This window comes from Rathayibacter sp. AY1F2, from assembly GCF_002930885.1.
In the GTDB taxonomy this organism is placed as follows: domain Bacteria; phylum Actinomycetota; class Actinomycetes; order Actinomycetales; family Microbacteriaceae; genus Rathayibacter.
The window spans coordinates 71390-84001 of record NZ_PSVG01000003.1; the positions used below are offsets into that span (position 1 = coordinate 71390).

Genomic DNA, 12612 nt, shown 5'->3' on the forward strand with positions numbered 1-12612 from the left:
GACACCCCTCCCTCCCCGCAGCCTCTACCGGAAGGTGCGCCTGACCGCGTTGTTCGCCGGCGTGGGATCGGCGGCGGCGGTCGACACCCTGGCGTCGATCGTCGTGGCGGCCGGCCGGTCGACGAGCGTCACCGAGTAGGTGGTGCTCCGCCCGGCCGAGACGCTCGGCGCGGTCCAGGTGAGGACCGTCGTGCCCGCGGCCGAGCCCTTCGTCTGCACGGCGCCGGGCGCACTCGCCACCGTTCCGCTGACGACGACTCGGGTGGTCGTCGTCGCCGCGTCCCGGGTGCCGGTGTTCCGGACGGTGATCGTGCCCGAGAGCGGGGCCGTCGCCGCCAGTCCCGGCGCCGGCGCCAGCGTCAGCGTCAGGTCGGCGCGGGTGGAGGACTTCACCTGCAGCGACTGCGTCACCGAGGTCGCGGCGAGCCACGCGGAGTCGCCCGCCTGCGTGGCCCGGACGGTGCAGCTCGCCGCGCCCGTCAGCCGCACCGTCGCCGTGCCCGCGCCGGTGGCGGTCAGCGTGCAGCTGCCGCTCGCGTACAGCTTCACGGGCAGACCGGAGGAGGCGGTGGCCGCGACCGGGTAGGCGATCCCCTTCTCGGGCGAGGACGGCATCGCGGTCGAGAAGGCGACCTTCTGCGCCTTCTTCTTCTGCGGGACGACCGCGGTGACCGCGATCGACTGGGTCGCCCGGGGAGCCGCGTCGTGCGAGGCGTCGCCGGCCTGATCCGCGGTGACGGTGCAGGTGCCGGATCCGCTGAAGGTCACGACGCCGCTCGCGAGCGAGCACGCGCCCGTGGCGCCGATCGTGACCGGCAGACCGGAGGAGCCGCCCGCCGCGGTCGGCGTGTAGCGGCCGCCCGCGGTCGCCGTGCTCGGAGCCGCGGAGGTGAAGGCGACCGTCTGCAGCGCCTTGCCGATCGGGAACGTCCGGACGACTTGCTCCGCGGGCGCGTGAGCGTCGTCGCCGGCCTGGTCCAGCGTCAGCGTGCAGGTGCCGACGGAGTCGTAGGACACCGTGCCGTCCTCTCCCAGCGAGCAGGAGTCGGAGGCGTCCAGCACCGGGTCGGCGCTCGACGGGCCGCGGACGATCGACGGGGTCCAGGAGCCGCCGATCCGGGCGTCCGTCGGAGCGGCGTCGCGGAACGACACCGCTCCCGCCGCCGTGCCGACCTCCACCGACTGCGTGATCCGCGGAGCCGCCGAGTGGCGCTCGTCCCCGGCCTGGTCCGCGGTCACCGTGCAGGTGCCGGAGCGGGTGAAGGTCACGACGCCGTCCGCGACCGTGCAGGACCCGGCCGCTCCGAGCACCACGGGGGCGCTCGACGCGCCGGCCGTCACGACGGGCGTGTAGGAGCCCCCCGCGACCGCCGCGTCGGGGACCGGCGAGGCGAACGCCAGCGTCTGGCCGAGGGCGCCGATCGCGAAGGTGCGGACGGACTGCGGAGCGGCGCCGTACCGCGAGTCGCCCGCCTGGTCGAGCGTCAGCGTGCAGGTGCCGACGGAGTCGTAGGACACCACTCCCGCGGCCGCCGAGCATGCTCCGGAGGCGGTCAGCACCGGACGCGCCGTGGACGGTCCGGCGACGATCCGCGGGGTGGTCGTCCCGCCGACCGTCGCGCCGGTCGGCGCGCTGCCGCCGAAGGAGACGGTGCCCGCGAGCAGTCCGACCGCGATCACCTGCGAGGCCCGCTCCGCCGCGTCGTACCGGGTGTCGCCCGTCTGGTCGGCGGTCACCGTGCAGGTGCCCGATCCGGTGAAGGCGACGACCCCGTTGGTGAGCGTGCAGGACCCGGAGGCTCCGAGCACCACGGGCCGCCCGGAGGCTCCTCCGGTCGCGGTCGGACGGTAGGTGCCGCCCGCGAGCGCCGAGTCCGGCGCCTGCGAGGTGAAGGCCACGGTCTGCGCGGTCCGGGTGATCTCGAAGCTGCGCACCGCCGTCGGCGCTGCGCTGTGGCGGGAGTCGCCCGCCTGGTCCAGCGTCAGCGTGCAGGTGCCGGCGGAGTCGTAGGAGACCAGTCGGAAGGGCCCGACGGAGCAGGCGCCGGAGGCCGTCAGCACCGGGGGAGCACTGGAGGGGCCGGCGACGACCGCGGCCGTCGAGGAGCCCCCGACCCGGGCCGCGGCCGGAGCATCGCCGCCGAACGCGACGGTCCCCGCGAGCTGCGTGACCGCGACGGTCTGCGAGGCCTGCGCCGCCGCCGCGTAGCGCCCGTCTCCCGCCTGGTCCGCCGTGACGGTGCAGGTGCCGCTGCCGGCGAAGGTGACGACGCCGTCGGCGAGCGTGCAGGCGCCGGTCGCTCCGATCGTCACGGGGAGCCCGGAGGCGCCGCCCGTCGCGGTCGGAGTGAGCGTGTCGCCGGACGCGGCCGTCGACGGCGCGGTCGAGGTGAAGGCGACGGTCTGCGCGATCGCGGTGACCTCGAAGGTCTGGACCGCCCGCGCGGTGCCGTAGGTGGCGTCGCGGTAGTGGATCGCCGTCAGCGTGCAGGTGCCCGCGGAGTCGAACCGGACGGCGCCGTTCTCGCCGTCGGAGCAGGCGCCCGAGACGCTGAGCACCGAGGGGCCGGAGGACGGTCCGCGCGTGAAGGCGGGAGTGAAGGATCCGCCGACCTCCGCGTCGGTCGGGACGGCGGTCGTGAACGCCACGGAGCCGGGCGCGTAGCCGACCTCCACCTCCTGCACGGCGGGCCGGGCGCTGTCGTACTGCCGGTTGCCGTTCTGGTAGGCGAAGACGCCGCAGACGCCCTTCGTGGTGAAGGTGACCACGCCGTCCTTCGCCGAGCACGACGCGGTGGTGAGGAGGAACGGAGCGATGCCCGAGGCGCCGCCCTCGATCACGGGGCGGTACGTGTCCCCGAGGACGGCGCCGACCGGAGGCGCGCTCGTGATCCGGACCGTCTGCGGGAGGAAGTAGATCGAGTACTCCTGCTCGGCGTGCCGCGCGGGCCAGTAGCCGTCTCCGGGCTGGTCGAGGGACAGCACGCAGAGCCCGGCCCCGTCGTTCCGCACGGTCACTCCGTCCGGGAGGATCGAGCAGTCTCGGCTCGCGGAGAGCACGGGCACGCCCTTCGACGGGCCGGGCACGATCGTCGGCCGGTACGTCTCGAGCGACATCGCGTGCGGGGGCGCGGTGCTCCCGAAGGAGAGGTTCCCCTCGGGAGTCCCGACCGTGATGACCTGCCGGACCTGCGGAGCGGCGTCGTGTCGATCGTCCGCGGCCTGGTCGATCGTCACCGTGCAGGTGCCGTCGCCGAAGAACGTCACCACGTCGTCCGCGATGGTGCAGTTGCCGTTCTCGATCACCGCGATCACGAGCGGGTTGCCCGAGCCGCCGCCGGTCGCCTCGACCGTGTACCGGTCGTCGGTGAACACCCGGTCGGGCGGAGTCGAGGTGACGACGACCGTCTGGGGGATCCGCGAGATCGGGACGAAGCGCACCAGGCCGTCGGCGGCCGCGTACACGTCGTCGCCCGGCTGGTCGAACTGCACGCCGCAGGTCGAGGGCTCGGTGTAGGTCAGGATCTGCGCACCCGTCGCGTCGGGGGCGACGGTGCAGCCGAAGAAGGTCCTGACGAGCACCGGCAGTCCCGAGCTCGAGGTCGCCGTGGCGACGCCGGTCGACTCCAGGACGCCGGTCCTCGGCACCGCGACCGTCAGCGTCTGCGACGCCTTCGCGACCTCGAGATCGAAGGAGGCGCGCCCCGCGGTGTAGTGGTCGTCGCCGGCCTGATCCGCGGTCACGGTGCAGGTGCCGCTCCGGGTGAAGGTCACGACGCCGTCGGCGATCGCGCAGGATCCGGTCGCTCCGATCGAGACGGGGCTCCCGGAGCCGCCGCCGGTGGCCGTCGGAGTGAAGGTGCCCAGCGCCGTCGGCGCGGTCGGCCGCGAGGAGGTGAAGGCGACCGTCTGCGAGAACTTCCGGACCGTGATCCGGAACGAGGACGTGCCGGTGTTGCCGGCCTCGTCGTCCGCGGTGCAGTCGACCGTCGTGTCCCCGATCGGGAAGACGCTTCCCGAGGCGGGCGTGCAGGTCGAGCCCACGGCTCCGTCGACCGCGTCCTGCGCGGAGGACGCGAAGGTGACGACGGCGCCGGAGACGTCGGCCGGCTCGGCCGTGACGGCGGCGGGCACGGTCACGACGGGGGCCGAGCGGTCGGCCAGCGCGAAGGTGCCGGGGATCGACCGGAGGGTGTAGTTCGGCCCCGCGTCGCCTCCGTCGCACCGCGTGACGTAGTCGCCGACGGGCGTGCGCGCTCCGATCGTCACCTTCCCGGTGCCGTCCGCCGTGTAGTAGGCGCCGGTCGGCTCGGTGACGAACCGGTCGGTTCCTGCGAAGCCGTCGGCCGTGCAGGTGACCGTCGGGGCGGTCGCGGTGCCGTGCGCCTGCGTCCCGGGGCTCGACGCGGTCACAGAGAGGGGCGCCGGCGAGATCGTGAGCGCGCCGTCGATGGTGATCAGCTGTCCCGAGGGGTTCGTCAGGCCGGAGCAGCGCGTGGGGTAGCGGCCGACGGGGGTCGTCGCGGAGAGCGCCAGCGGCGTCGTGAATCCGGTGTCGGACGCCGCGAAGGCGCCGCAGGAGACCGTCCCCGAGGGGGAGCCGGTCACGGAGGCGGTGATCGCGGGGGGAGTGGATCCGTAGGTCGACGAGGGCGAGGAGGCGGTCACCATCGGGACGGCCGCGACGATGCGCAGCGCGCCGTCCTTGTACCCCGCGATCGTGTAGTCGCTGCTGACCTTCGCGCCGCTGCACCGCGTGGTGAAGGTGGTGAAGGTGGAGGTGGGCCAGTTCGGGATCAAGCGGTAGATGACGTCGCCCGCCGTGACGATCGGCCGGTAGACGCCGGCCGTGAGCGGGGCGCCGAAGGTGTCGGTGCCGACGAAGGCGGCCGTGCAACGCAGGTCGGGGGACGGCGCGCCTCGCGGGTAGTCGACCGTCGGGGCGGTCACCGTGAGCGCCTTCGGCTTCGCCGTGAAGCTCTGCAGGGGCTCGCCCGCCCAGCCCAGAGGAGCGAGCGCGTCGAGCCTCGCCGCGAGCGTGCAGACGCCGGCGTGGAGCACGGTCACCCTCATGCCGCTGACGGAGCAGGTCTCGGCGGTCCTGCTGCTCAGGACGATCGAGCGGCCGGGCACATCGACGGCCTGCGCGTAGGGGCTCGCGTCGAAGGAGTCGCCGTACGCCTTCTGCGGGAGCGTCGACAGGTCGAAGCGCACGCCGCCCACCGCCACGGTGGCCGGGTCGCTGCGGACGCTGCCGCCGCAGGTGGTCAGGGTCGCCCGGTAGCGGTAGGAGCCGGTGGGATCGGGGCCGGCCTCGAGGAACGCGGTCCCGTCCTCCCGGGCGCCCGCCCGGCCGAGCGCGGGCTTCCACGTGGCGCCGCCGTCCGTGGACCTCTCCCAGGACACGGCGGGGATGCCGCCGTAGACGGCCGAGACGCTCACGCCCATCGTCAGCGTGTAGATCTGGTTGGTGACGCCCGCGATGTCCGAGGGCTGCCGGGTGATGACGGGTGCCGCGGCGCACGCGCGCACCTCGTGGCGCAGAGCGGGGAGCGCCGACCAGCTCCCTCGTCCCGCCTCGGCGGGGGTGATGGTGTCGGGGTAGTGCGCGCGGATCTCGTTCCAGCCCTGCGGGATGTCCCTCGTGGTCAGAACGCCGACGCCGTCCGCGTCGAGGGTCACCCTGCTGGTACCTGCACCGGTGAGGATCTCGACGGTGCCGCCGGCGGCCACCGGCCGGCCCAGGCTCGGGATGGTCACCTTCGCGGTGACGGTGACCTCCTGCCCGAGCATCGAGAAGTCGGGGGTCCGCGTCACGGTCACGGCGGTGTCGTACACCGGAGCGACCACGGGGTCGGCCGCCGTCGGGCCGGCCGTCTGCGAGATCCTCGTCACGCTCGGGTGCACGTAGCTCGAGCCGCCGCCGCCGGCGCCGGGGTCGTTCATGACGCCGAGGGTGTCGTTCATGCTGCCGAACACGTAGGGCGATCCGCCGCCGCCGCCGTACCACCAGCCGGCCCCGCCGCCGCCGCCGCTGTGGCCGGGGAACGAGCAGTTGCCGCCGCCGCCGCGGGAGGCGCCGGCGTCGGCGCCCTTGCCGTCGTTGAGGAACACGCCCCACTGGCCGTTGTTGCCGTCGGCGCACTCGCCGAACGTGCTGTAGCCGCGGGCGCCGGGCGAGCCGCCCGAGCTCTGCCCGGCCGCGCCGCCGCCGCCGCCGTCGGCCGCGTTGTTCCTGCCGCCGTTCCCGCCGCCCCTCGCGCCGCTGCCGGCGTCGGCGTCGCCGCCGACCGAGGACCGCCCGCCGCCGCCTCCGCCGCCCGCCGCCACGGCGAGGGCGTGCTGACAGCCGTCCGAGCCGGCCGTGCTGAGGTACTGGGCGTCGCCGCCCGCGCCGCCGGAGTCGCCCCCGTAGACGCCGCCGTTCACGTAGCGCGTGGCGCCTGCCGCTCCGGCCGGGGCGCCGGCGAGGCGCCCGATCTCCAGCACCTGCCCGGGTGTGACGGGCACCTCCACGACGAGGCTGGAGCCGCGTCCGCCGGCGTTGCCCGTCCCGAGGCCGCTCGCACCCTTCCCGCCGTTCTGGCCGCTGAGGACGGCGCGGACCGTCGAGACCCCGGTCGCGGGAACGGTGTACTGCGACACCGTCGAGACCTTCGGGGAGGTGAAGCACGCGGTGCTGAAGACCGGCGCCGCCGACGCGGTCGGCGCGGCCACGACGCTGAGTCCTGCGCCCGCTACGAGCACGGCCGCGGCGACGAGGGAACGGAGGAAGGACTGGCGCATGTGCTGCTACTCCCGGCTGCTGCCGGGAGCGGGCGCCCGCGGTCGGCTCAGAGTAGGGCGTTCGTCGACCCGCGAGGAAGGCGCAAGATACACGAACGCCCTGCTCGGGGGGTACGGGAGGCCACTTCTGCCGGAACCTCCCAGGAAGTCCCCGTGCACGTCCGGGCAGCGTCCCCACCCTGTCGGGGCTGTGTCCCCACCCTGTCGGGGCAGTGTCCCCACCCTGTCGGGGCAGTGTCCCCACCCTGTCGGGGCAGTGTCCCCACCCTGTCGGGGCAGTGTCCCCACCCTGTCGGGGGAGTGTCCCCACCCTGTTGCGGCCGCCGCCCGGGTCGCGTAGCCTAGCGAGGTTGCGTGCATCTGCACGCGCTTGCGTGCTGCCCACCGGGCAGGAGCTCCGGCTCCGGCCGGACAGGCGGGCGGTGCGCCGACAAGTGACCTTGGGTGGGTCGGGCGGGGCTTCGTGCCGCGCGTGATCCACGGTAACCACACATGGAGGAAACCATGGCAGCAGTCTGCCAGGTGACCGGAGCCGTCCCCGGCTTCGGGCACGCCATCTCGCACTCGCACCGGCGCACTAAGCGCCGCTTCGACCCGAACGTGCAGAAGAAGACGTACTACGTGCCGTCGCTTCGCCGTAACGTCACCCTGACCCTCTCGGCCAAGGGCATCAAGGTCATCGACGCCCGTGGCATCGAGTCCGTCGTCAAGGATGTTCTCGCTCGCGGGGTGAAGATCTAATGGCCAAGCAGCAGGACGTCCGTCCGATCATCAAGCTCCGTTCGACGGCCGGCACCGGTTACACCTACGTGACCAAGAAGAACCGCCGCAACGACCCCGACCGTCTCGTGCTCAAGAAGTACGACCCCGTAGTGCGCAAGCACGTCGACTTCCGCGAGGAGCGCTAAGTATGGCCAAGAAGAGCAAGATCGCCCGCAACGAGCAGCGCAAGGTGATCGTCGACCGCTACGCCGCCAAGCGCCTCGAGCTGAAGAAGGCTCTGGTCGACCCGGCCGGGACCGACGAGACCCGTGAGGCCGCCCGCGTCGGCCTCCAGAAGCTCCCCCGCAACGCCTCGCCCGTCCGCGTCCGCTCGCGCGACGCCGTCGACGGCCGCCCCCGCGGCAACCTCACGAAGTTCGGCATCTCGCGTGTCCGCTTCCGTGACATGGCGCACCGCGGCGAGCTGCCCGGCATCACCAAGTCCAGCTGGTGACCGAGCGCCGCTAGCGGCGTGAACGACCGAAGGCCCGTGATCGAAGGATCGCGGGCCTTCGTCGTCCCGCCGGCGGACGTAAAATGTGCGGATGACCGACTCCAGCCTGCCCACCGTCGCCGAGATCGCGGCGCTCATCGACCACGCGATCCTGAAGCCCGAGCTCACCCGCGCCGAGGTCGACGCCCAGCTCGACGAGGCGCGCGCGTCCGGCGTGTTCAGCGTCTGCGTCCGCCCCTCCGACATCGCCCACTCGGTCGCTCGGCTCGAGGGCTCCGGCGTCCTGGTCGGCACCGTCATCGGCTTCCCCCACGGCACCACCTCGACCGCGGCGAAGGTCGCGGAGTCGCGTCAGGCGCTCGCCGACGGCGCGTCCGAGCTCGACATGGTCGTCAACATCGGCCGCCTCCGCAGCGGCCTGCTCCAGGACGTCGAGGACGACGTCCGCGCCGTGGTCGAGGCCGCCGAGGGCCACGTCGTCAAGGTCATCCTCGAGACGAGCCTCCTCGACGACGAGCACGTCGTCGAGGGCAGCCGGGCGGCCGAGCGTGCCGGCGCGGACTTCGTGAAGACCGCCACCGGCTTCGCGGGCGGAGGCGCGAACGAGCACGACCTCCGCCTCATGCGCGGCGCCGTCTCGGAGGCCGTTCAGGTGAAGGCGTCCGGCGGCGTCCGCGACCTCGACACGCTCCTCGCCTACCGCGGCCTCGGCGTCACCCGCTTCGGCACCAGCGGCTCCGCGACCATCCTCGGCGACCTCGCGGCGCGGCACTCGGGCGACTCCTCCGCGGCACGTGTCGACTCAGCCTCCTACTGACGGAGCGGCCGACGAGGGCCGCACCGCACCCGCCGACCGGATGACGCCGGTGCGCCTGCGCCCGGGCCGCGCCGGCCGGTGGGCGGAGCGGACCCGCCGCCCCCTCGACGAGATCGCCCGCGCCCTCAAGGAGCGCGTCTACGCGACCTTCACGGGCCTGGCCGTGGTGACGATCTACCTGGTCGGCGACCACCCCGACGCGGTCCACGCGCTCCAGAGCCTCGTGATCTCGATCATCGGGATCTCGGCCGCGGGCTTCGTCGCCGAGGTGATCGCGCACCAGGTCGTGCACGCTTCGGCGCCCTCGCGCTCCGAGACGCACACCATGCTGCGGATCGCGGGCGGGGCGCTCGCCTCGGCGTCGCTGCCGGTCCTCGCGCTCGGCGCCGCGGCGCTGGGCTGGATCGACGCGACGGTCGCGCTGCGGATCGGCGCGGGCGTCTACGTCGCCACGCTCGCGGGGATCGCCCTCATCGCCGTCGTGCGCGCGGGCCTCTCCAGGAAGGAGAGCATCTTCTCGCTGCTCGGGATCGTGGGCCTCGGCGTGCTGGTCGTCGGCGTGCTCGCGCTCGCGCACTGATCCGGAGGCGCCGCCGAGCGTAGGCTCGGACGGATGACGTCACGCACCAGGGTCGAGCTCGGCCGCCGCGAGGACCTCGGCGCCGACTGTGCGAACTGCTTCGGCCTGTGCTGCGTCGCTCTCGCCTTCGCCCGCTCCGCCGACTTCCCGTTCGACAAGCGCGCCGGAGACCCGTGCGTCAACCTCGACGGCGAGGACGCATGCACGATCCACCGCCGGCTCCGGCCGCAGGGCTTCGTCGGCTGCACCGTCTTCGACTGCTTCGGCGCCGGCCAGAAGGTCTCGCAGCACACGTTCGGCGGCGTCTCCTGGCGGTCCGAACCGGCCGTGCGCGAGCGGATGTTCGCGGTGTTCCCGCTGATGCGCCGCCTGCACGAGCTGCTCTGGTACCTCGACTCCGCACTGGCGCTGCCCGGCGTCGCCGCGCCGCTCCTCGACGAGCTGCGCGAGCGGTTCGACGCGGTGCACGCGCACACCCTCGGTGAGCCGGAGCAGGTGGTCGCGGTCGACGTCGACGCGGAGTACGGAGCATCCCGGCCGCTCCTGATCGCGGCGAGCGCGGCCGCTCGCGCAGGAGCGGCGCCGGCTGCCCGCCGGTCGAAGGGCCGTCGGCTCGCTCCGGGTGCCGATCTGGCGGGCGCACCGCTCCGGAACGCGGACCTGCGGGGAGCGGATCTGCGGGGCGCGCTCCTCCTGGCTGCGGACCTGCGGGGTGCGGATCTGCAGCGGTGCGACCTGCTCGGGGTGGACCTTCGTGATGCGGACGTGTCCGGTGCGCGGCTCGCCGAGGCGGTCTACCTCACCCAGGCGCAGGTGAACAGCGCCCGAGGGGATGCGGCGACCACGCTGCCGTCGCATTTCGAGCGCCCGTCGCACTGGGGCGGCTAGCCCGCCAGGTCAGAGGCTGCGGGGGCCGCCCAGCGACTCGTCGCCGCCCTCGTCGTCGAAGCCGAGGGCCTCGACGACCTCGCGGCCGAGGAGGTGCGCGCCGCTCCAGCCCTCGATGACGCACCGGGGGAACGCCTCGCGGTCCGGCGAGCCGAGCCATGCGGCCGCCGCCTCGCGGGCCCACGCCTCGGAGGCGTACACGCCGATGATCTCGGTGCGGTCGTCCCACGGCGTCGCGGTCGAGAGGACGAAGTGGTCACCGTTCACGATCGGATCTCCTCCGGCTCTCGGGGTTCAGCGACCCCGTGGGAGTGCGGGACCGGACCGGACGCTACCCGTGCGCGGGGGAGCGCGTCTCCGGGGTCGACACGAGCGCGGATGAAGGCTACGGGAACGTCGAGCGCGGCGCGATCACCCGATGGTCCCACGCAGGCGGGCGTTCAGCCCACCAAGAGCCGTCGCGATCTCGTTCTCGTCGCTTCCGGGGAGGAGGGCGCCGCCCTGCTCGAGGCCGTGGCGCAGGGCCTCGACCTCCTCAGCGGGGAGGCCGCCGCTGTCGAGGAGGGCCTGGAGGGCGGCGAGGATGCCGACGAGGGCGACGGCGTCGTCCAGGTCGAGGGGGCGGACGCAGGACTTCTCCATGTCATCGCTCCTGTTCGGGTCAGGGGTTCGGGGGCGGGGGCCCCACATCGGGGTGCGGGGTCGGTTTCCGGTCGGGGAGGGGCGCGGGGGACGCCCCGGGGGTCGACGCAGGGTCGCCGACACGCCGACGCCCCGGTGCCGTTCGGCCCGGGGCGTCGGTGCGGGGGGAACGGGTCAGACGACGCGCGGGTCGGACTCCTGGGTGTCGTCCTCGGGGATGTGGACGTCCTGGACGGTCACGTTGATCTCGGCGACCTCCATGCCGGCGATGTGCTGGATGGCGTCGGCGACGGCGGAGCGCACGTCCTCGGCGACCTTCTGCAGCGGCGCGGGGTACTCGGCGACGATGGTGATGTCGGCGGCGACCTGGCGCTCGCCGACCTCGACCTTGACGCCCTGGCCGCGGTCGTCGTTGCCGATCGCGCTGCGGATGGCGCCGATCGCTCGGGCCGCTCCTCCGCCGAGGGCGTGGACGCCCGGGACCTCGCGCGCGGCGATGCCGGCGACCTTGGCGATGACGCCGTCCTCGATCACGGTGCGTCCGGATCCGGTGCTGGTCTGACGGGTGGTGGTCGCGGTGGTCTCGGCCATGGTCTCCTCTTTCGCTCGGGGCCCGATCGCTCGATCAGGCGGGGTATGCAGGTAGGACGCTCCGTCGACGCCGAACGTCACGGTCGGATCCGGCCCGCCCAGGCAACTGCCAGAGAGGCGGGCCGGGCCGGTCCGGTCCTCTCAGGAACGCGGTCGACGCCCGTCGATTCGCCCTCGGCCCGGTGCTGTGGTGGCATGGAGCCGTGACCGACGCGACCGCCCCGCAGGCGCCCCTCCCCGATCGGACGGCCGAGCGCATGCGGCCGCGCGCCCTGCTCGTCCTGGCCCTGATCGGCGCGGTCGGCGGGACCCTGTCGGGCGCGTTCGGCGTCGGCGGCGGGATCGTGATGGTGCCGATGCTGATCGCGTGGGCCGGGATGGACCAGCGCCGCGCCTCCGCCACCTCGCTGCTCGCGATCGCTCCGACCTCGGTCGCCGGAGCGTTCGGCTACGCCCTCGCCGGTCAGGTCGCCTGGGTCCCGGCGGCGGTGATCGCGGCTGCGGCGATGCTCGGGGCGGTGGCCGGATCCTGGCTGCTCGCGCGGCTGCCCCTCGGCGTGCTGCGCTGGATGTTCGTGGCGCTGCTCGTGGCCGCGGCGGTGCGGATGGCCGTGTTCGGCTCGAACGACACCGGCGACGTCGCCGAGGGCTGGGGCGTGTGGCCCGGATTCGCGGGGCTCGGCATCGGGATGGGCGTCGCTTCCGGCCTCTTCGGCATCGGCGGCGGAGCGATCGCCGTGCCGGTCCTGGTCGGCGCCTTCGGGCTCGCGGACCTCCTGGCCAAGGGCACCTCGCTGGCCGCGATGATCCCCACGGCGGTCACCGGCTCGATCGCGAACGCCCGGCGCGGCCTGCTCGACGTGCGCGCGGGCCTCGTGGTCGGGCTCACCGCGACGGCGTTCTCCTTCGCCGGAGTGGCGCTCTCCTTCCTCCTGCCGGCGCGCGTGTCCGGGATCCTCTTCGCGGTCCTCCTCCTGCTCGCGGCGGTGCAGCTCGCCCTCCGCGGGCGGCGCCGCTGAGCCCTGCACGACGCGGACCCCCGCCGTCAACGCCCTGTCCGATCCGTCGCAGACGCTCGTAGCGTCGTCGCGA

Annotated in this window: 11 protein-coding genes; 7 read left to right on the forward strand and 4 right to left on the reverse strand. The window is 73.9% G+C overall.

The window, feature by feature from the left end:
• Positions 1–24 precede the first annotated feature (24 nt).
• Positions 25–6786, reverse strand: a complete 6762-nt coding sequence (locus C5C54_RS03570; protein WP_146078781.1) for an HYR domain-containing protein — start codon at positions 6784–6786, stop codon at positions 25–27.
• Between the two features lie 504 nt (positions 6787–7290).
• Here C5C54_RS03570 and rpmB point away from each other — a divergent pair.
• The 6 genes from rpmB to C5C54_RS03600 all read left to right on the forward strand — a co-directional run bounded on the left by rpmB (position 7291) and on the right by C5C54_RS03600 (position 10287).
• Positions 7291–7527: a 50S ribosomal protein L28 gene (gene rpmB, locus C5C54_RS03575; protein WP_056038148.1), complete on the forward strand. Its 237-nt coding sequence runs from the start codon at positions 7291–7293 to the stop codon at positions 7525–7527.
• A complete protein-coding gene (gene rpmG, locus C5C54_RS03580; protein ID WP_027692168.1) occupies positions 7527–7694 on the forward strand; it encodes a 50S ribosomal protein L33 in 168 nt (55 codons plus the stop codon). The genes rpmB and rpmG overlap by 1 nt, the downstream gene beginning before the upstream one ends.
• 2 nt (positions 7695–7696) lie before the next feature.
• The gene (gene rpsN / locus C5C54_RS03585) at positions 7697–8002 is read left to right on the forward strand and encodes a 30S ribosomal protein S14 (RefSeq protein WP_104225107.1); all 306 of its coding nucleotides are present in this window, start codon (positions 7697–7699) and stop codon (positions 8000–8002) included.
• A gap of 91 nt (positions 8003–8093) precedes the next feature.
• On the forward strand, positions 8094–8819 hold the full coding sequence (gene deoC, locus C5C54_RS03590) for a deoxyribose-phosphate aldolase (protein ID WP_181127846.1): 726 nt from the start codon (positions 8094–8096) through the stop codon (positions 8817–8819).
• The gene (locus C5C54_RS03595; RefSeq protein ID WP_146078782.1) at positions 8797–9399 is read left to right on the forward strand and encodes a hypothetical protein; all 603 of its coding nucleotides are present in this window, start codon (positions 8797–8799) and stop codon (positions 9397–9399) included. The genes deoC and C5C54_RS03595 overlap by 23 nt, the downstream gene beginning before the upstream one ends.
• A 33-nt stretch (positions 9400–9432) precedes the next feature.
• On the forward strand, positions 9433–10287 hold the full coding sequence (locus C5C54_RS03600; protein WP_104263550.1) for a pentapeptide repeat-containing protein: 855 nt from the start codon (positions 9433–9435) through the stop codon (positions 10285–10287).
• Positions 10288–10296: 9 nt separating this feature from the next.
• Here C5C54_RS03600 and C5C54_RS03605 read toward each other — a convergent pair whose 3' ends face one another.
• The 3 genes from C5C54_RS03605 to C5C54_RS03615 form a co-directional block, all read right to left on the reverse strand.
• On the reverse strand, positions 10297–10554 hold the full coding sequence (locus tag C5C54_RS03605) for a hypothetical protein (protein WP_104238985.1): 258 nt from the start codon (positions 10552–10554) through the stop codon (positions 10297–10299).
• A gap of 144 nt (positions 10555–10698) precedes the next feature.
• Positions 10699–10929, reverse strand: coding sequence for a hypothetical protein (locus tag C5C54_RS03610; protein ID WP_104234552.1), 231 nt, complete (start codon positions 10927–10929; stop codon positions 10699–10701).
• 174 nt (positions 10930–11103) lie between these two features.
• Positions 11104–11520 (reverse strand): Asp23/Gls24 family envelope stress response protein, encoded by a 417-nt coding sequence (locus C5C54_RS03615; RefSeq protein WP_104225148.1) that lies wholly within the window; start codon positions 11518–11520, stop codon positions 11104–11106.
• A 203-nt stretch (positions 11521–11723) separates the two neighbouring features.
• Here C5C54_RS03615 and C5C54_RS03620 point away from each other — a divergent pair, with 203 nt between their 5' ends.
• Entirely contained in the window at positions 11724–12539 is an 816-nt protein-coding gene (locus C5C54_RS03620) for a sulfite exporter TauE/SafE family protein (RefSeq protein ID WP_104262792.1), read from the forward strand.
• Positions 12540–12612 lie beyond the last annotated feature (73 nt).